18 protein-coding genes are annotated in these 18,841 nt (G+C 52.6%); 4 read left to right on the top strand and 14 right to left on the bottom strand.

The annotated features are described in order from the left end of the window. The 9 genes from recA to P1S59_05140 all read right to left on the bottom strand — a co-directional run bounded on the left by recA (position 1) and on the right by P1S59_05140 (position 6,787). A complete protein-coding gene (gene recA, locus P1S59_05180; protein ID MDF1525648.1) occupies positions 1-1,032 on the bottom strand; it encodes a recombinase RecA in 1,032 nt (343 codons plus the stop codon). 476 nt (positions 1,033-1,508) lie between these two features. Further along, the gene (locus P1S59_05175; GenBank protein MDF1525647.1) at positions 1,509-1,670 is read right to left on the bottom strand and encodes a hypothetical protein; all 162 of its coding nucleotides are present in this window, start codon (positions 1,668-1,670) and stop codon (positions 1,509-1,511) included. Between the two features lie 192 nt (positions 1,671-1,862). After that, the gene (thpR, locus tag P1S59_05170; GenBank protein MDF1525646.1) at positions 1,863-2,456 is read right to left on the bottom strand and encodes an RNA 2',3'-cyclic phosphodiesterase; all 594 of its coding nucleotides are present in this window, start codon (positions 2,454-2,456) and stop codon (positions 1,863-1,865) included. 201 nt (positions 2,457-2,657) lie between these two features. Continuing rightward, positions 2,658-3,125: a CinA family protein gene (locus tag P1S59_05165; GenBank protein ID MDF1525645.1), complete on the bottom strand. Its 468-nt coding sequence runs from the start codon at positions 3,123-3,125 to the stop codon at positions 2,658-2,660. A 12-nt stretch (positions 3,126-3,137) separates the two neighbouring features. Next, the gene (locus tag P1S59_05160; GenBank protein ID MDF1525644.1) at positions 3,138-3,593 is read right to left on the bottom strand and encodes a phosphatidylglycerophosphatase A; all 456 of its coding nucleotides are present in this window, start codon (positions 3,591-3,593) and stop codon (positions 3,138-3,140) included. Between the two features lie 500 nt (positions 3,594-4,093). Beyond that, positions 4,094-4,525: an RDD family protein gene (locus tag P1S59_05155; GenBank protein MDF1525643.1), complete on the bottom strand. Its 432-nt coding sequence runs from the start codon at positions 4,523-4,525 to the stop codon at positions 4,094-4,096. Further along, positions 4,509-4,727, bottom strand: coding sequence for a DUF4177 domain-containing protein (locus tag P1S59_05150; protein MDF1525642.1), 219 nt, complete (start codon positions 4,725-4,727; stop codon positions 4,509-4,511). Before P1S59_05150 ends, P1S59_05155 begins: the two co-directional genes overlap by 17 nt. After that, positions 4,711-5,739, bottom strand: coding sequence for an NAD(P)-dependent glycerol-3-phosphate dehydrogenase (locus P1S59_05145; protein MDF1525641.1), 1,029 nt, complete (start codon positions 5,737-5,739; stop codon positions 4,711-4,713). Before P1S59_05145 ends, P1S59_05150 begins: the two co-directional genes overlap by 17 nt. A gap of 10 nt (positions 5,740-5,749) precedes the next feature. Then, positions 5,750-6,787 (bottom strand): ATP-dependent 6-phosphofructokinase, encoded by a 1,038-nt coding sequence (locus P1S59_05140; protein ID MDF1525640.1) that lies wholly within the window; start codon positions 6,785-6,787, stop codon positions 5,750-5,752. Between the two features lie 715 nt (positions 6,788-7,502). Between P1S59_05140 and rsmI the strand changes: the two genes are divergently transcribed. The 3 genes from rsmI to P1S59_05125 all read left to right on the top strand — a co-directional run bounded on the left by rsmI (position 7,503) and on the right by P1S59_05125 (position 10,581). Further along, on the top strand, positions 7,503-8,327 hold the full coding sequence (gene rsmI / locus P1S59_05135) for a 16S rRNA (cytidine(1402)-2'-O)-methyltransferase (protein MDF1525639.1): 825 nt from the start codon (positions 7,503-7,505) through the stop codon (positions 8,325-8,327). 222 nt (positions 8,328-8,549) lie between these two features. Next, positions 8,550-8,729, top strand: a complete 180-nt coding sequence (locus tag P1S59_05130; GenBank protein MDF1525638.1) for a hypothetical protein — start codon at positions 8,550-8,552, stop codon at positions 8,727-8,729. Positions 8,730-9,057: 328 nt separating this feature from the next. Next, entirely contained in the window at positions 9,058-10,581 is a 1,524-nt protein-coding gene (locus tag P1S59_05125; GenBank protein ID MDF1525637.1) for a response regulator, read from the top strand. A gap of 394 nt (positions 10,582-10,975) precedes the next feature. Here P1S59_05125 and rodA read toward each other — a convergent pair whose 3' ends face one another. The 5 genes from rodA to P1S59_05100 are packed head-to-tail and all read right to left on the bottom strand — an operon-like array spanning position 10,976 to position 16,335. Beyond that, a complete protein-coding gene (gene rodA / locus P1S59_05120; protein ID MDF1525636.1) occupies positions 10,976-12,058 on the bottom strand; it encodes a rod shape-determining protein RodA in 1,083 nt (360 codons plus the stop codon). Beyond that, a complete protein-coding gene (gene mrdA, locus P1S59_05115) occupies positions 12,055-13,923 on the bottom strand; it encodes a penicillin-binding protein 2 (GenBank protein MDF1525635.1) in 1,869 nt (622 codons plus the stop codon). The genes rodA and mrdA overlap by 4 nt, the downstream gene beginning before the upstream one ends. Before the next feature lie 3 nt (positions 13,924-13,926). After that, the gene (gene mreD / locus P1S59_05110) at positions 13,927-14,442 is read right to left on the bottom strand and encodes a rod shape-determining protein MreD (GenBank protein ID MDF1525634.1); all 516 of its coding nucleotides are present in this window, start codon (positions 14,440-14,442) and stop codon (positions 13,927-13,929) included. Next, positions 14,439-15,272: a rod shape-determining protein MreC gene (gene mreC / locus P1S59_05105; GenBank protein MDF1525633.1), complete on the bottom strand. Its 834-nt coding sequence runs from the start codon at positions 15,270-15,272 to the stop codon at positions 14,439-14,441. Before mreC ends, mreD begins: the two co-directional genes overlap by 4 nt. Positions 15,273-15,297: 25 nt before the next feature. Beyond that, on the bottom strand, positions 15,298-16,335 hold the full coding sequence (locus P1S59_05100) for a rod shape-determining protein (GenBank protein ID MDF1525632.1): 1,038 nt from the start codon (positions 16,333-16,335) through the stop codon (positions 15,298-15,300). A 434-nt stretch (positions 16,336-16,769) separates the two neighbouring features. On the opposite strand from P1S59_05100, the gene P1S59_05095 reads away from it, so the two are divergent. Then, positions 16,770-18,674, top strand: coding sequence for a SurA N-terminal domain-containing protein (locus tag P1S59_05095; GenBank protein ID MDF1525631.1), 1,905 nt, complete (start codon positions 16,770-16,772; stop codon positions 18,672-18,674). Positions 18,675-18,841 lie beyond the last annotated feature (167 nt).

Raw genomic sequence — 18,841 nt, 5'->3', positions numbered from 1 at the left:
TCATTTTTCCTCACCCCCACTGTTACCGTCAGAAACAGCTATACCGTAGTGTTCTCGAACCTGAGCCTCTATCCGGGCAGCAATATCGGGGTTCTCTTTAAAAAACTGCCGGGCGTTTTCCCGACCCTGACCGATGCGCTCCTCCCCATGGGAGTACCATGCCCCGCTTCTGGTAATGAACCCGGCGTCAAGGGCCATATCGATGAGGGCCCCTTCGTGAGAAACGCCCTCACCATCGATCATGTCGAACTCGGCCTGGCGGAAAGGTGGAGCCAGCTTGTTCTTTACAACCTTGACACGCACCCTGCTGCCCACCTGCCTCTCTCCATCCTTGAGGCTGCCGATACGCCTGATATCAAGCCGTACGGAAGCGTAAAACTTCAAGGCATTACCGCCGGAAGTGGTTTCCGGGTTGCCGAACATAACACCGATCTTCATACGAATCTGGTTTATGAAAACGAGAGAGGTTCTTGTCTTGCTGATCGCTCCGGTAAGTTTTCGCAGAGCCTGGGACATCAAGCGGGCCTGGAGACCCATGTGGGAATCCCCCATCTCCCCCTCGATCTCAGCTCTCGGGACCAGAGCGGCCACCGAATCGATGACAATGACATCCAGAGCGCCGCTTCGAAGGAGCATCTCGGCGATCTCCAGCGCCTGTTCACCAGTGTCCGGCTGGGAGATCAGGAGATCGTCGGTCTTCACTCCCAACTTCCTGGCGTATCCAATGTCCAGTGCGTGCTCAGCGTCAATGAAGGCGGCTACTCCACCCTCTTTCTGGGCCTGGGCTATCACATGGAGCATCATGGTTGTCTTTCCGGATGATTCGGGCCCGTATATCTCAGTTACACGGCCTCTCGGGATGCCGCCTACTCCCAGAGCAACATCCAGGGGAATAGCCCCGGTGCTGATGACCGGCACCCCGGGCACTGCCTCATCCGAACCAAGCCGCATGATGGACCCCTTGCCGAACTGCCGTTCGATCTGGGTGACCGCTGCTTCTATTGCCTTATCTTTTTCCACTCTTTGTGTCATTTCACTCTACCTTCCGATGTCTCCGGGTCCGATGGCACTTGTAACAGCGGATAATAGCAAATTCTGTACCAGTTTGCTACATAACCTGCCGAAAAACGGCAGGTTATGTAGAATGTAGAATGTGCCCTTCGACAGGCTCAGGACAGGGGATGTAGAACGCAGAAGAAAACCTTTAAACCAGGCTAAAAGCAGCTCTTATAAAAGCAATGTTTTTGAAACGCAGAGGTTGTCACGCCTCTGGCGTGACAGGCTTCGGACGCAGAGGGAACCCAAAAAAAGGGGAAGGAGCAGTCACTTTAAAAGCGATCGGTTTAACAGGGGTGAAGGGGATGGAGGGGATGGGGAAAAGACAAGCCGTCATTCCGGGCGGAGTGAAAGCGAAGACCCGGAATCCAACTTGTCTGTCTTCGCGAACCATTATTTCATGCGACTTGTCACGTCATAGCGGCAGGCGACGACGGAAGCGATCCCGGTTTCTATAACAGCGGTAAAAAGCTATTTACTGCAAAGGCCGCAAAGTTTTCAATCAAAATCAGAGCAGCCGTTACAAGAGTTACTCTCTTTCTTCCAATAATTTTCCTAACACCTGCTATCTCTTCATCTGTAACAGCAAGTTCAGAACCATTCACATGATTCATTAATTCTTATCCTCTTATTTCATTAAGAGAGTTTGTGGTTTTAGGTTTACCCTGCGTCACCCTGCGATTCAGCCTGGGAATGGCTGAACTGCGGCCCGCTGCGTTAAGGCTTTTGCCGCTTTCATAACCACTGAGATTACCGCGTCGCTAACGCTCCTCGCAATGACACAAAAAGTAGGGTAGCTTTCGATCTTAATCTGGATTCTGGATTCTGGATTCTGGATTCCCTTTTCCTAAATTGAGCACGCGCACCCTCTCATACACCGCTCCTCCCGGCTTTAACTCACTGCTATACAAAACCAGTTCTCCCACCTCCTGGTCCCCCCAGTGATCATTCTTTATCTCTTTCACAGAAGTGGTGAGGCGGGCGATGTTCATATTTCCCTTAACCCGGCCGATGGTGATGTGGGGAGAGAACGCTCTTCTTTCCCTCTCCCAGCCAAGCTTTTCAGTCTCCTCTTCAACATTCTTTACGAGGCGCTTGAGAGTGCCGGAGCTTTCCACGACACCAACCCACAGGACCCTGGGCCCCCGAAGGTTGGGATAAGCACCTGCACCGGTGACTGAAATGGGGAAGGGCAGGATGCTGCTGGTTACTCCTTTTATTGCCTCAGCCAGGGGCTCCACACGGTCCTCGTCCGTTTCGCCCAGAAACTTTAAGGTCAAATGCATGCCCTCCGGGCGGACCCACCGCACCGGCGCCCGGGACTCCCTGAGCTTTTCCACCACCCCTCCGAGGGTGTCGAGAATTATTTTATCTATTGGGATAGCGATGAAAAGGCGCATGGTCTTGATTCCAAATTCCAGAAGGCAAAATCAAAAACTTTAACGCAGAGAATCGCAGGAGCGCCACCTTGCAGGCGCTATCGCGGAGGGCCGCGGTTGAATCTTTATTTCGGTTTAGATCTAACTGCGTAACCCTGCGGAACATGCGGCCTACCAGCGGGCCGCCTCTGCGGCCTTCTGCGTTAAGGCTCTTACCGCATTTCATGAACCAGCTTTTTCCAGGAAAAGCTCCAGTGCCGCATTTACTGCCTGTTCTCTCACTTCATCCCGGTTTCCGGTGAAATTGTATTGTCTCGACATTGTTTCTGAAGGCAGGGCGATTCCCACCCACACCGTTCCCACCGGTTTTTCCAGGGTCCCCCCATCGGGGCCAGCCACCCCTGTAACCGAGATCCCGCAGTGAGCACCCGTGGCAGCGATGACCCCCCGGACCATGGCCTCGGCCACGGGGCCGCTCACTGCACCCTCTGAATCCAGAAGTACAGCAGGAACCTTGAGAAGGTCTTTTTTCAGGTTGTTGGAATAGGCGATGACACCGCCCAGGAAATAGGACGAACTGCCCGGCACGGATGTAAGACGCGCCCCTATCAGGCCGCCGGTGCACGATTCGGCCACAGCCATTTTCCACCCCCGTTGGATACACCGCTCAAGAATCCGTCCCTCAGGCACTTTGTCCCCCAATCAGAACAGAAATTTCTCCAGCAATCTCAGACATATCCAGGCATAGACCCCAGCCAGGAGATCATCGGCCACAACACCCAGTCCACCACGCAGATATTTTTCGGCCTGGCGAACAGGGGGCGGTTTAAGGATATCGAAGAACCGGAACAAAAAGAACCCGGCGATTATGTACCTTGCCTCCACCGGCGAACCTGCCATGGCAAGCAGATACCCGGCGATCTCGTCGATGACTATCTTGCCGGGGTCACTGGCACCTATAGATCTTTCCATATGATCGGAAGCCGGTATCCCCAGTAAAGCGATAACCACCAGACCAGTAAGAACCCCGGGAGTTCCCCATCGTGAAAGAAGGATGAAAAGGGGAATGGCGACAAGGGTGCCAAACGTCCCTGAGGCTATGGGGGAATAGCCGGCGCCCAGACCTGATGCGAAGAGTGTAATGAGGCGGTTTTTCATCGAGCTACTTAATCCCCTTCATGCCTGTGAGATACCGCCATTAACGCTTCCCCCAGAAACTGCTATTCCCCTGGATTCCGGATCACGATCAGGCTGTGTCCGGAATGACAATCTTTCCCCCTCGCACCCATGCTCCCACGCGCCTTTCTCCCCGATACGCCGATACTCCGACACTCCGACACTCCGATACCCGTTCTTTTTATCCCCTTTATCCCTGTTAGAAAAGCGAATTTCAGATCTCAGATCTCAAATCTCAAAAACCTGAGATCGCTTCGCATGGTATCAGCTCGCGATGACCCATCTTCGCTCTGCGGTAAATTAGCTCTTCCCGCCTTTCACAGGACCTGTGCTTCCTTAATCCCGGGTAATGCTGCCGCGCCTGAGAAGGGCGCCCGGATCGATGAACGACACTAATATCATCGATCCGTGAGGAAAGGGAAAACCGCGTTTTTCCCTTTCCGTGGAGCAAAAAGCCACTCATGGACTTTTTGCGACCTATCTCAATGGACCAACTCCACGACCGTGGTGCCTGCGATCCGGTCTCCAAGCCGCAGCCCGTGATGATCCGCGATAACCAGCCAGAGTTCGATAAGGAGAATGGGAATCCCAGCTATGATAAGGAGTATCCAGCCCAGGACGGGAACGGCCGCAAACAGGAAGGCCAGTTCAAAGGGAATGTTTCTGTAAATGGAAGCCTTCAGGTCACAAGGTGATCCATCTGATGTCACAACCTCCAGACCAAAGACCATCTTGCCCAGGCTTTGCCCTTTCTGCATACCATCAGCCAAAGCGAGGTACACCAGGCCCACCAGGATCCCAACCGGGGGAAGGACCAGAGCAAAAGCCCAGGCCACAAGGCCGTCCACCAGGCGCGCCAGAACCCTTTTGAGCACACTGGTCTTCAGCTTTACAGCACTAACTTCCCTCTCCATCTCCACCTCCATTTTCTTCCTCCAGTGTGTCCCCTTCCCTGGTGAAAAGGATAAATGCCATCGATGGTCGCTTGCTTGCATCGCTCATGGCAAAACGTATTCCATCCAGATGCCATCCCTTATCCACCCAGGAGTTGATGAGGCCTTCCATTACCTCATCGGTCACGATCTGGGTCTCCACCACTTTATACTTTAGATTCAAGGTTCTCCTTCTTGGGGGATCTACTCATAAGTGCCTTGAGGGCCCCAAGCGCATCTCTTGAACTGTAAAGGACTTCGTAAATTTCCTCGGTAATGGGCATCTCCACCCCCTCCCGCCTGGCAAGTCCTCGTGCCGATCTGGTCGTCTTGACGCCCTCCGCAACCATGGGGGTGGAAGCGATAATATCGGCCAGTTTTTCGCCTTGGCCCAACCTTAGCCCAAGGGTCCGGTTACGGGAAAGATCCCCTGTACAGGTAAGAACAAGGTCACCAACACCCGCGAGCCCCTGGAAGGTCAGGGGATCGGCACCGAGAGTTACACCGAGTCTGGCCAGTTCAGCCAACCCCCTCGTAATGAGGGCGGCTCTCGCGTTATGGCCTAGCCCAAGCCCATCACAGATACCTACGGCTATGGCCATGACGTTCTTCAGAGAAGCGGCAACTTCCACACCTATGGGATCCTGGTTGGTGTAGAACCGAAAGCTTTTCGAGTTGAGAGCCAACTGGACTGTGCTTGTCAGTTCAGCATTATTCCCGGCTATGACTGCAGCGGCAGGCAAACCCAAAGCGATTTCCCTGGCAAATGTGGGGCCGGAAAGTGTCACCATACGATCCTGGATGTCCCCCCCAACGGACTCGGCCAGCACCCCGGAGGAGGTCAGGTAGGTTTCGTCCTCTATTCCTTTGGTGGCATTGATGAGTATAGCATCGACAGGGAGGTAAGAGTGAGCCTCGCTCCAGACTTCCCTCGAAAGGTGGGAGGGGACCACGGACATCACCATTTGGGCCCCAGCCAGGCAATCTTCGAAGAGGTGGGTCACCCTGATGGCATCAGGCAAAGGAGCATTGGGCAGATAAATATCATTCTCCCTCGTTTCAACCATCCGCCGGGCGAGATCCTCTTCGTAGACCCACAAGTTGACCGACATCCCGACACTGGCACAGTGGATCGCCAGGGCTGTACCCCAGCTCCCGCCTCCCACAACACCCATCCTTGTTCTGAATTCTGGCATCAATACAATCCTAACCTGAGAAAATGGCCGCCATCCTGAAAAGTTCCATGTCAACAGTTTTGAGCTCTTTAATAGCTTCCTGAAGGGTGACTTCACCTAGGCGGCCGTTCACAATGGCGGACATCTTGCCAAACCTTCCCATCCTGATCAGTTCGTGTGCTCGTATTCCGAAGAGTGTGGCCAATATTCTGTCATGTGCCGTGGGAGTACCACCTCTCTGGACATGACCGAGTACGGTCACCCTCGTTTCGAAACCTGTCCTCTCTTCGATGGCATTGGCCAGAAAATGCCCTATTCCACCAAGCCTCACATGCCCGAACTCGTCAAGGTCTTCCGTCTGCTTCACCAGACCATTGGTATTTTCCTGCTCAAGCCTCGCCCCTTCCGCCACCACAACGATGGAGAAACTCTTGCCCCTCGCATGCCTGGACCTTATGGCCTCTGAAACCTCATTCAGATCAAAAGGCTTTTCCGGGATGAGAATGACGTCGGCCCCGCCGGCCATCCCCGAATGCACGGCAATCCAGCCGGCATGCCGGCCCATAACCTCCACAACCATTACCCGGTCGTGGGACTCGGCTGTCGTGTGAAGGCGATCAATGGCCTCCGTGGCTATGGATACAGCCGTGTCAAACCCGAAGGTCACATCGGTTCCGGAAAGATCGTTGTCGATGGTCTTGGGAACACCGACAACGGGCATATCATACTCTTTGTAAAGCCTGTGGGCGACGCCAAGTGTATCCTCACCACCAATGGCGACCAGGGCGTCTAAACCCAGGCGTTTGAAGGTAGCTATCACCTTTTCGCCCCCCCCCTCCTCCTTGAAAGGGTTCGTTCTGGACGTGTGCAGGATAGTGCCACCACGATGGATCAGTCCGGAAACTGAACGCTGTGTCAGTTCTTTATGCTGCCCCGTGATCATCCCCTTCCACCCGTACAGGATTCCGAGAATGTTGTCACCCTCCTGGAGACCCTTTCTGGTTATGGCACGAATGACTGCATTCAAACCGGGACAGTCACCTCCACCCGTCAAGATTCCGATCCTCATGGTCTTTCCCTCCAAAAAATATAAGTTAACATAAAAATCTATCAGATGGTTAATCCGAGTGTCAAACGGAAGTAACTGAATTAATTTGAAAAAAAGATATTCCATCTTCCATGGAAAATCCTTTTCACGCCGGTTTGTCTTGCAGCAAGCGTTACTCACTGCAAACGTCCTTCGACAAGCTCAGGTCCCAGAGCGTGATCGATGGGCAGGGAACGCAGTTTAGACCAAATCCGGGTTAAGATCTTAAAGTCTGTGCCTTTTTCAGAGAACTCCCACCGTCGCTCTGCGAGCTACGCTGCACAAGTTGGTGGACAAGCTGCTTGCCCGCCATAGCCTTGGCAACGGCGGGCGACCCTGCAAGAGATCACCTTTACTGATTTCAATAAAACCGGGATCTCTTCACATGGGTAACTGTTCGCGATGACCCGGATTGCCCTGGGCCTGGTCTGCCTTTGTGAAACCTGCCTGGGTCTTCCCTTGCAAAACTTGGTGTACTTTGTGTTAGAAGATTACCGCATTTGCAGGGATCGAGATCGCTTCGCTCAGGCAATGGCTCGCGATGACAACCTTTCACCCGGGTTACTTTTTTCTGCGCCCCCTGCGTCTCTGCGAGAAACAGCTCTTCCCGCTTTTGAAGGAAGTACTATTATCTGTGGTAACACTTGGTATATGATTTACGGCACTGATCAAAACGAGAGCTGTTTCGGAGGTCTAGATGCATGAGGAAAAAGGAACCCTTTTCATAGTCGCGACACCCATCGGTAATCTGGGGGACATCACCCGACGGGCAGAAGAGGTGCTCCGGAAGGTGGACGTGGTTGCTGCCGAGGACACACGCCACAGCCGCAAGCTGCTTTCCGCTCTTGAAATCAATACGGAGATGATCAGTTACAGAGAACACAACCGCCAGGATGCGGCTATAACGATCGCCGCCAGACTTGAGCAAGGCAAAGATGTGGCTCTTATCACCGACGCCGGGACTCCCGGCATCTCCGATCCCGGCCATTATCTGGTGGGACTGTGTGTGAATAAATCGATCCCGGTGGTCCCGATACCCGGTCCAAGTGCGTTAACCGCTCTCCTGTCTGCCTCTGGTATGGAGCTGACCCGGTTCCTTTTCCAGGGGTTTCTCCCTCCCAAAAAAGGGTCTCGTGAGGAGGTTCTCGCACAACTTGCAGCCACAGGCTTCCCTCTTGTGATATACGAATCACCCAACCGGGTTCTTGCGGCCCTTAGCGCGATAGCGCAGATCATGGGAGACCGTCAGTTGGTACTTGGTCGGGAGATGACAAAGCTTCACGAGGAGTTTATCAGGGGTACAGCCAGTGAGGTGGCACATCACCTGGAAACGGGAAAGATCAAGGGCGAGGTCTCCATCCTGATCGAAGGGGCTGAGCCCATAAAACGCACCGTTGACCTGCTTCCCGCAATAAAAAGGCTAAGGGCAGAGGGCCTTTCTGCCTCAAGGGTCGCTTCTGTGCTTTCCCAGATCACCGGGGAAGAGAGAAGCGTGATATATATGATGGCGAGCGAGATCTGATTAAAACCGTTTGACACGGAGACACGGCGACGCGGGGACGCGGAGAGAAAAAAATGTTATTAAAAACACTGAACGAGAAACCGATAATACGTTCAGAGTGCTGAACCTTATAAATATCCGGAAGCGGAGATGTCCCATTTGCTGGTACGGAGCGATCCTTCCCCGTGTCACCGCGTCTCCGCGTCCCCGCGTCAAGCGGTCCAAAAAACCCGGGAGGCCCCTATGGACGATGCAAAACTGCGTGAGATGATCGAGGAGAAGATCGTGGACGGCAGCCTTTCCTGCCAGGATGCCCACCTTATTGCCGAGAAACTGGGCGTCCACCTTTCCCTGGTGGGCAAAGCGTGCAATGAAGAGGGGAACAAGATCAAAATAACACAGTGTTTATTGGGATGCTTTTGAATGCTGAAGACTTCGCAAAAAGTCATCAATGCGCCCCGCGCGGGGCGCCCGAATCAATGACTGCGGGTGTAAGTCATTGATTTGTGAGGAAAGGGAAAACCACGCTTTTCCCTTTCCGAGGAGCAAAAAGCCGATAACGGACTTTTTGCGACCCTGTCAAGGTTGAATGTAGAAAAAGCATTGTTTCTAATCAGATTGTTGTCATGGTTTATTGCGTATTTCTTCTGCGTTCTACATTCTGTTTTTCCACCCTTGACATTCCGTTAAAACAACCATATCTATAACAGGTAGGAATACAATTGTGTAATAGAGCAGTGGGGAGCAGAAGATGTCAGACCGTCCAAGAATTCTCTGTGTGGACGATGAACGCCTCAACCGGGTTATCGTCAGCGATATGCTGGATTCTGCCAGATTCCAGATCCTTGAAGCTGAAAACGGCGAAGAGGCCCTTAAGATCCTCCAGGACGAGGCAATAGACATAATCCTCCTGGATATCAACATGCCGGGTATCGATGGTTTTGAGGTATGCCGGCGCATAAAGACCAACGAACATTTAAGGCACATTCCCGTTATCATGGTCACCGCCCTCACCGACACCGAAGACAGGATCAAAGGTATAGAGGCCGGTGCAGAAGATTATATCAACAAACCCTTCAGGGAAGCCGAAGTTCTCGCACGCATAAAAATGCTTCTCAAGGTCAAGGATCTCAACGAAAAGCTTATCGACGCCTACACTACTATCAAGGGCATCACTAATTTCGGTGAATCGATTATCCAGACCTTCCACCCTTCCGATTTTGATCTCCTCTTTTCCATGGACAGCATTGTAAGCCAGCTTATCCGTAAGAACGGAGGCGCGGCGGCAAAACCGACCTCCCTTATCCTGGGTGTGGAAGGGGATGACAAAGAGTGCCACTTTTATAAATATTCTTACGAAAACGGAAAGACCAACAGAACGCCGATGGACCTGCCGGAACAATCATGTGCACCGTCATCTGTTGGAACAAAAACTGCGACTGTTAATTTCTACAACCGATCGGAGTTGGAAAACTCTTCCTTCGCAGGACTGGTCTCCCACCTGAAGGAAACAGGCACCACTGTGCAAAACATGGTGTCCTTCGCCAGCAAGTCGTTGTCGCTGTATGCGCTCAACTACCAGTCGGAAGTTTCCACCTATGAGGCAACAGTTCTGGAGAGCCTGGTCATGCAGGCCCAGTTCCTGAAATCCCTGTCCGAACAGGTAACTGAGACAGAAGACGCTTTTAACTATACTGTTTACAGCCTGGCCAGAGCGGCAGAGATCCAGGATGAGGATACCGGTGACCACATCCAGCGCGTGGGAGCTTACTGTTCCACCCTGGCCGAAAAGCTGAACATGTCCGATCGGTTTACGAGAAACATCCGCGTCCAGGCAACACTTCATGATATTGGTAAGCTCCACACCTCACGAAGCATCCTCCAGAAACCAGGTAAGCTGGACGAGGGGGAATGGACCCAGATGAAGAAACATACTCTGTATGGAGCACAGATCATCGGCGAGCACCAGCGTTTCGAAATGGGTAAGACCATAGCCCTGACACATCACGAAAAGTGGGACGGAACAGGATACCCCAGCGGCCTGGCCCAGGGACAGATCCCAGTAGAAGGACGCATCATGGCTCTGGCCGACACCTACGATGCCCTTCGAAGCGTCCGGGTATACAAATCAGCCTTCGATCACAACGACACATGCCGCATCATCCTGGAGGGCGACGACCGGACCGTACCAGATCACTTCGATCCGGAGATCCTATCCATCTTCAGAGAGAACGAGGGTGAGTTTGAGGAAATATATGCGGAGATCGGGGAATAAATAACGCAGGACGCAGGAGAAGATCAAATGCTGTTAGCCGATAACGGAACTCCGGTGGCTCGTGTCAGTCTGGTAACAACTCCAACCCTTCGGCTTTTATTCCCGTTCCAAATCACTTCTTTTTGAGAATAATTTGAATTTGCTCCGTGTAAACCGTAATCGCACTCATATGGACCGTTCTTATCGGCCGTTCAAAGTTTGCCAGATACGAGGCTCGATTGACGAGGGAACCGCAGTCCCGCCTTTGGCGGGATGAGGATTGCCGAAGGGTGATAATCCCGCAATCGGCGGGACAAATGATGTGCTATTGAGGGCCGAACCCAGAATTTAAGAAGTTGTTGAGGATTGCGAAGAGTAAGTACGAAGTAGCTGGCGTGCTATGGACGGACGTCCCCTATCTCCGACGTTTGTAGCCCGCGATGATTCCAAACCCCAGGAAGGTAGTGACCAGGGAGGACCCCCCATAACTCAAAAGCGGCAAAGGCAACCCCACCACCGGCAAAACCCCCGCCGCCATGGCAATATTAATGGCAGCCTGAAGGGCAAAGGCGGATGTGATCCCCACTACGACAATTACGGAAAATCGGGTCTTGGTGAATTCGATATAGCTGAAAAGGTACAAAGTGAGGAAGAGCAGCAAGCCAAGCATGAGCAGGACACCGGCGAAACCGAACTCTTCTGCCAGTACCGAGACGATGAAATCTGTGTGCTGTTCCGGGATGAATCGCAGTTGGGATTGAGTCCCCTGCTGGAACCCTTTGCCGAACAAACCACCCGAACCAATTGCGATTTTGGATTGGACCACATGGTAACCGGTCCCCAGGGGATCCCGCCCGGGACTAAAAAAATTCAATATCCTGTCGCGCTGATAATCCTTGAGGGTGAAAAACAGCGAAGGGGCAGCGGCGGCAGCGCCGACGACAAAAACGATGAGTGTGGACCATCTCACTCCTAAAAAGAGGATCACAACTCCGGATATGAGGACAAGAAACATGGCAGTACCGAGATCCGGTTGAATGGCCACGGGGATCGCGAAACCTGCGATCATGAGCAGCGGCACCATGATCTCCTCCAGCCCGTAAGGAGGCGCCGCTTTCCTCCTGCTGAAATATCTGGCAAGAGCCAGGATAAGGGCCAGCTTTGCCAGTTCAGATGGCTGGAAAGTCAAACCGCCAGCATGGATCCAACGCTGGACCCCCCCGATCCATTTACCTGCCACTGCCAGCCCTACCAGAACTGTGAATGTCACCCAGTAAAAGCTGTAAGCGCCACGCTGAAGATGTCTCCTGTCCACGAAATACCCGATTAAATAGGCCACGAGGGCTATAGCCAGCCAGTAAGCCTGCCGTCCGGGGTACTCGGCAAAGCGGCCTCCTGCGGTAGCGGACCTGATGACCAGGATCCCCATACCAGACAGGGCCAGTGTAGAGCCCAGCAGCACGAAATCTATCCGGTGTATGTTGAAAAGCCCTCTCACGGTGTCTCTTCCAAAAGATCGGGGGCGGGTTCCTCTAACGGGTAGAGTTCTCCGTACTTCTTTATCAGGCGCGTTACTATGGGGGCGGCTGATGAGGAACCATGCCCACCGTGCTCCACGACGACCGCCGCAACTATCTTGGGTTTATTAACCGGAGCGAAGGCGGCGAACCAGCCATGATCCCTTAGTTCGTAGGGAAATTCCTCCTCTCCCTCAGGCAATTCCTGGAGGCGCACCACCTGGGCGGTGCCCGTTTTTCCGGCCACCGGCACACCCGCCCAGCGGGCGAACCTGGCCGTACCACTGTCCTCGGCCACAACACCTGCAAGCCCGCTGATAATTCTGTCAAAGACCTCATCCGGGATGTCTGATTCATGCTTCACAGCGGGGTCGCGCCTGTACAGTTCGTTACCCGCCACATCCTCAACTCGGCTTACAAGGTAGGGATCCATATGAGTTCCTCTTCTCGCGATGGTTCCGTACAGAGATGTCAGCTGGAGGGGGGTTACCAGAACGTAGCCCTGCCCTATTGCGGCCGAAAGTGTCTCGCCCGGGAACCAGACTTCACCCCTCACCCTTTTTTTCCAGTCAGGGGACGGCACCAGCCCCTCTTTCTCCCCGGGTAAGTCGATCCCGGTTTTCCTGCCAAGCCCCAGGACCGAGGCCCATCGCGCCAGGGCGTCAATACCGGTCCTTTCACCCGCCTGGTAGAAATAGACGTCACAGGATTCAACGATCCCCTTGTAAAGATCAACATTACCGTGCCCCCCCAGCTTCCAATCGCGGTAAGTTCTCCGACCGAAACGATATCCGCCTGAGCAGAAAAGGGGTTCATCAGGATCCATGCTTTTTTCCATAAGCGCTGCGATGGCAGTGACGACCTTGAAGGTGGAACCGGGCGGGTACATCCCCTGGATGGCCCGGCTCTGCATAGGATGCCCCGGATCCCTGACGATCTCATTCCACCTTTCACTGGTCAGGCGCAGGGAGAATTCGTTGGGGTCAAAGGCCGGCCTGCTTACCATGGCGAGGATCTCACCGGTTTGAACGTTCATGAGAACACCGGCCCCCCTCACTTCCCACAGCTCCAGTTCCAGAGCTTTTTGCAGTCGAATATCCAGCGTCAGCGTGACGTTGGCCCCCGGAGACGGTTCAGTGGCTCCCAGGATGTTCAGCTCCCTGCCTCTGGCATTCACCTCGACCTGCCTTCCTCCATCTTTACCCCTCAAATATTGATCATAAGCTTTTTCCAGAGCGTACTTACCAACCGTATCCCCCTTCCTCGTCCCGGGATATTCCCCGGAGTCCAGCTGTTCCCTTGATATTTCCCCGACATATCCAAATATATGCGCTGCGATCTTACCGTAGGGATAATACCTGCGGGGCACTACCATCAGGCGGGATCCTGGGAAGTCGTCCTGGTTGACCTCGAACAGGGCCACCTCTTCAGGACCGAGGTGCTCGAAAACCCTGACGGCACTGTAAGGTGCATGGGTTGCGTTCTTTTCAAACAGCTCAACAGCCTGGGCACCATCCCTCCCAAGAAGGTCGGCCAAGGATACTATTTCAGCTTCCCTGTCGATTCCCATATCCTCCGGGATGAGGGCGAGAGCATAGTTCGGAGTGCTGTCAGCCAGGATCACACCGTTGCGATCTGTGACAATACCCCGCGTCGCCGCCATGTCGATGAGTCGAATCCTGTTGTTGTCAGAGAGCCTCAGGTAAAGGGAGTGGTCCAGAACCTGGAGCCGCCAGAAGTAGAAGAGAAGCAGGAGAAAAATAAGGGAGAAGACTGCCATGGTGACTACGATCCGCCTCTCAATACCGGGCAGCACATCACCGGACCTTTTTGGAAGTGGACCCATTTCTCAGTCCCCCAGACTCAGTTCCTCTTCCGCCCTGACCCCGAAAGCTTTTTCGAAACGATCCAGTAGAGAATGGATCAGCAGGGCAAAAAGGGTATTGCCGGCAAAACCCCATAAAAACTGTACCGATAACAGGGATGGGCGGGATTGCGCAAAAAGGGCAAGAACGGTGACTTTTGACAGAAGGGCTACAAAAACAGCCCCGGCCACCGATGCAGTCCTGTGACCCATACTGCGCACAAAGAACTTTTCCTTGAGGAAGCCTCCCATATAACCGGCTATGATCTTGGAAACCCCGTTGAAACCGAGCACACCCCCGCTCATGGAGTCCTGGAGAAATCCCATCACAAGACCTGTCATCATCCCCGGAATTTTTCCGCGGGTCATGGCAATATGAAGGACGATGATCAGAGGAAGATCAAAACCGCCGACGAACCAGTCGGGCAGAACAACAGAAACGGCAGATGACTGAAGAATTAGAGCGGCTCCGAAAAGGAACAGAAAATATAAATACCTCATTTTTCCTCCAGACCCTGTTCAGTCCGGATGATGAGGACATCCTCAATACGGTTTATGGCCGCTTTCGGCAGAACTTTGGCATATTGATATAGTCCATGACTTCTGGTCAGAACCTGAGTGATCGTACCGACCTCTATACCCCGGGGATAAATACCGGCAAGCCCGCTGGTTATGACAATGTCACCCTGCTGTACATCCTCGGTCCGGTCCAGGTATTTCAGTTGACAGGTTCCGGAGCTCTCCCCCTCCAGAATAGCCCTTGCCCGTGAGCGGCTTACAAGAACAGGAACCCTTGAGGAACGGTCCACGATCAGGCGAACTATGGAACTGTGATCAGAGGTTTGGACAACACTTCCCACGAGGCCGTCCGGCGTTACAACCGGAAGGCTTCGTTTCACACCCTCTTCCATTCCTCGATTGACAACAATAGTGCGTGTCCATGAATCAGGAGATTCACCGATCACCTGGGCAGCCATTCCGGTAAAGCCGGTTTCAAACCGATATGCAGAAAACTCTTCAAGACGCCCTGCCCTGTACAGTTCTTCCCGTAACTTCTGGACTTCGCTTCTCAGCTGGCTGGCTTCCTCCCTGAGCTGGGTATTTTCCGCCCTGGTACCGAAGAAAAAAAGATAGTCGCCCCAAATGCTCCTCACTCCGCCGATGACAGCAGTTAATCCGTTCTGAAACGGCGATGTGACGGTAATGACACTCCTCCGGAAATAGTTTATGCCGGTGGGGTCCTGGACCTGCCTGGAAATGATGAGAAGGGATGAAAGAACAAGAATCACCAATAGCAGCCCTTCCCTGTGGCGCATGAGAAAATCGCGCATGGGGCTGCCTGACGATGACACGGAACTAGTCCCTGAGGGAAATCTGTTTGAGGAGTTTCAGTTCGCTCAGAGCCATGCCTGCGCCTTTAACAACACAGGTAAGGGAATCCTCGGAAATGATAATGGGAAGGTTGGTCTCCTCCCTTAGCCGGACATCAAGCCCTTTAAGCAGGGAACCCCCGCCCGCCAGGACTATCCCTTTGTCCACGATATCTGCCGCGAGTTCCGGAGGTGTTCGCTCAAGTGCGTTTCTGATCGCCTCAACGATCTGGCCCACCGGTTCCTCCAGGGCTTCAAAGATCTCCTTGTTGTTGACCTCGAGGGTTTTCGGAACTCCTCCAATGAGATCACGGCCCTTGACCTCCATGGTCTCCACATCCTTGGGAGGGAAAGCGGAACCCACAGATATCTTGATCTGTTCCGCCGTTCTCTCTCCGATCAGGAGGCTGTACTTTTTCTTGATATAGTTGACGATGGACTCGTCCATCTTGTCACCACCAACCTTTACCGAGATAGATAGAACGATATCGTGAAGAGAGATTACCGCGACCTCCGTCGTCCCGCCGCCGATATCAACGATCATGTTTCCAGTTGCCTCAGAGATGGGAAGGCCCGCACCGATGGCCGCCGCCATCGGTTCTTCGATAAGGTAGACCTCTCTGGCTCCCGCCTCCGTGGCAGATTCCCTGATGGCCCTTTTCTCAACCTGGGTAATGCCTGACGGCACACCTATAATTATCCTGGGCCTGATGAGACGGCTTCTGTTGTGAACTTTCTGAATAAAGTACCTGAGCATCGCCTCTGCCACTTCGAAATCGGCAATGACACCGTCTTTCATAGGCCTTATGGCAACGATGCTGCCGGGCGTTCGACCAAGCATCTGCTTGGCTTCACGACCTACTGCCAGGACATGGGAATTCCCTCTGCTGTCCTTCTGGACAGCAACAACGGAAGGCTCGTCAGTGACAATACCTTTTCCCTTGACGAAGATGAGAGTGTTGGCGGTACCGAGATCGATAGCCAGATCGTTTGACATTAACCCGAGGATGTTGTTCCAAAACATAAGTATTACCTCAATATCAGCTCACTGCCGGGTCGGGATAAGAATCAACACCCGCCAAAGCAATTGGAAAAAGACCTAACCCATCCATGAAAAAAAAGGACCCGGTTTGACCGCAAAGGTGAAAACGTCACGACTATTCAATCAGGCGATATTAGCAGAACAATATAATCATTTCAACGTCCGCATCGCCACAAAAGCCTATTATTTTTAACTTTTTTTGTGGTCAAGCTACAAGTGGATCGTAAATTGTGAAGAGTGAAGGGTATAACGGGAACCTGTTCACTGTTCACTTTTCACTATTGAGCGTTCGCCGTTCATCCTTGCATTCATCCTCTATTCCCTTATAATATTCCGTTGCTCAACTTCGACAAACATTCGCAGCGCATCTGAGTACTTAAAGTACTTAAAAACACTGCTAGGGAGGACAGTTGCAAATGCTCGAGTATATGAGGAAAAATGTCGGTTCGTGGGTGATCAAGTTTATGCTTTTCGGTATCGCCATCGTTTTTTCTTTTTGGGGTGTGGGTTCCTATTCGAACAAGGACACTAATACCGTCATGACAATAGACGAGATGAGAGTCCCTTACAACGAATACAGGAATATATACAACACTCTCTTTGAATCCTACCGGGAAGTATATGAGAATCTGGATTCGGCAACTCTTGATTTTCTCGATATCAAAAAACAGGCCATCGATACCCTGACCGAAAGATACCTGCTGTATGAGGCTGCCCGACGAATGAACCTGAATGTCTCTAGTTCCGAAATCGCCGCACAGATCGCCAGTGACTTAACTTTGCAGGAAAACGGAGCTTTTTCACCCCAGAAGTATCAGCTCTTTCTGGATCTGAACCGAGTGACTGCTGAAACATATGAGGCTTCCATTGAACGCGACCTTCTCCTCTCCAAGGCAATGGAACTCATCAAGGTGTCTGCAGTGATCACTCCCCAGGAGGTACAGGATAATCTTCAGCTTTTTACCCGGAAAGCTGTCGTAAAGGTTATCCAACTGGGTCCCAACGATTTCCTGCGCAGCGTCCCCACATCCAGTGAAGATCAGCTGCTGGACTTCTTCGAAGAAAACCTGGAGAGCTACAGGATTCCTGAAACATTCAAGCACACCATCGCTGTGATCGACCCTCCCTTGCTGGAAGACCAGATCCAGGTGACCATGGAAGAGATGGAGGTCTGGTATGAAGACCGGGAGCCAGAGTACACCCTGCCTGCGGCCTACCGCCTCAAACACATTCTATTTTCTCTTCCCCAGGAGGCCTCTGCCCAGACCATCAGTGAGATCAGGGTCAAGGCCGAAGATGTTGTTCGAATGATCCGGGAAGGTGAGATATCCTTTGAAAAGGCGGTGGAGAAATATTCCGATGACACCAGAAGCCTCGCCAAAAACGGGGACATTGGTTTTCTGGAAGAGAATGAGCTGGACAGACCTGTCCGGATCACGGCACAGGAGCTTGACCTGGATGAGATCAGCGATCCAATACCTACGGCAAGGGGTTTCGAGATCATTAGCGTGACCGAAGCAAGGGAGGAGCAGCTGGTACCTTTCTCACAGGTACGTGATGATATTGAAAAGCAGATAAAACGTGAAAAGGTTTTCGAACTGGCTTACGACCTGGCTGACGATCTGCTTGATGAAGTTCAGGCTTCTGCCCGTCCCCTGGAAGAACTGGCCAGAGACAAGGGCCTTATGACGATCACAACCCCTCTTTTTACCCGAGACTCGGCCCTGGAGACCATGGAGCTGCCGGAGGATCTTCTCCAGGCTGTTTTTGACACCGAGGAAGAGGAGGTCGGTGACATCTACGAGAGGGACGGTAAACTCTATCTTTTCCAGACGATTGAGAAAAACGATTCCTACCTTCCGGAAATAGATGAAGTCCGTGAACAGGTGGCAGGCGGCCTGTTGATCAAACAAGCCATGGGAATTGCTCTTGAAAAGGCCAGGGAGTTGCTTGCTGCTTATGAAGGTGGACGATCCATCAACTCACTGGCTGCATCAGTCAACAAGAGAGTCGTAACTACAGAGCCGTTCACCATCATGGAAACTTCCCTGTCCGGGATCAACGATGCCAAGAAGATCATCCAGACTGCCTTTGCCCTTTCCGAGCCCGGCCGGGCAGCAGTAGCCGGCGGTACACAGTCCCATTATCTAATTGTACTGGACAGCTTCGTGGAATCGAGTGAAGAAGAGTTGAACGAGAACCGTACAATGATTGAAGGTGCCCTCAGGTACCAGAGAGAACAGGATATTCTCAAAGGATACGTCCAGGCTCTCAAGGAAGAGATGGGAGATAAGATCGTAGTGCATGAGGAAATGCTGTAAAGGCAGGACGCAGCACGCAGGAGGAAAACCGCGATGAACTACGGAGAACCCGTTGAACTGACTAAAATGAAATCTGGTTAATAGAAAATAGCAATCAGAATAAACAAGTCGGGCATTTAACGCCCGGCTTGTTTATTTTTAAAACCTGAATTCTTAATTTCCAGATA

The organism is bacterium (assembly GCA_029210965.1).
GTDB lineage: Bacteria > BMS3Abin14 > BMS3Abin14 > BMS3Abin14 > BMS3Abin14 > JALHUC01.
Note: the sequence above shows the minus strand (reverse complement) of the source record. Positions and strands in the feature narration are given on the sequence as shown.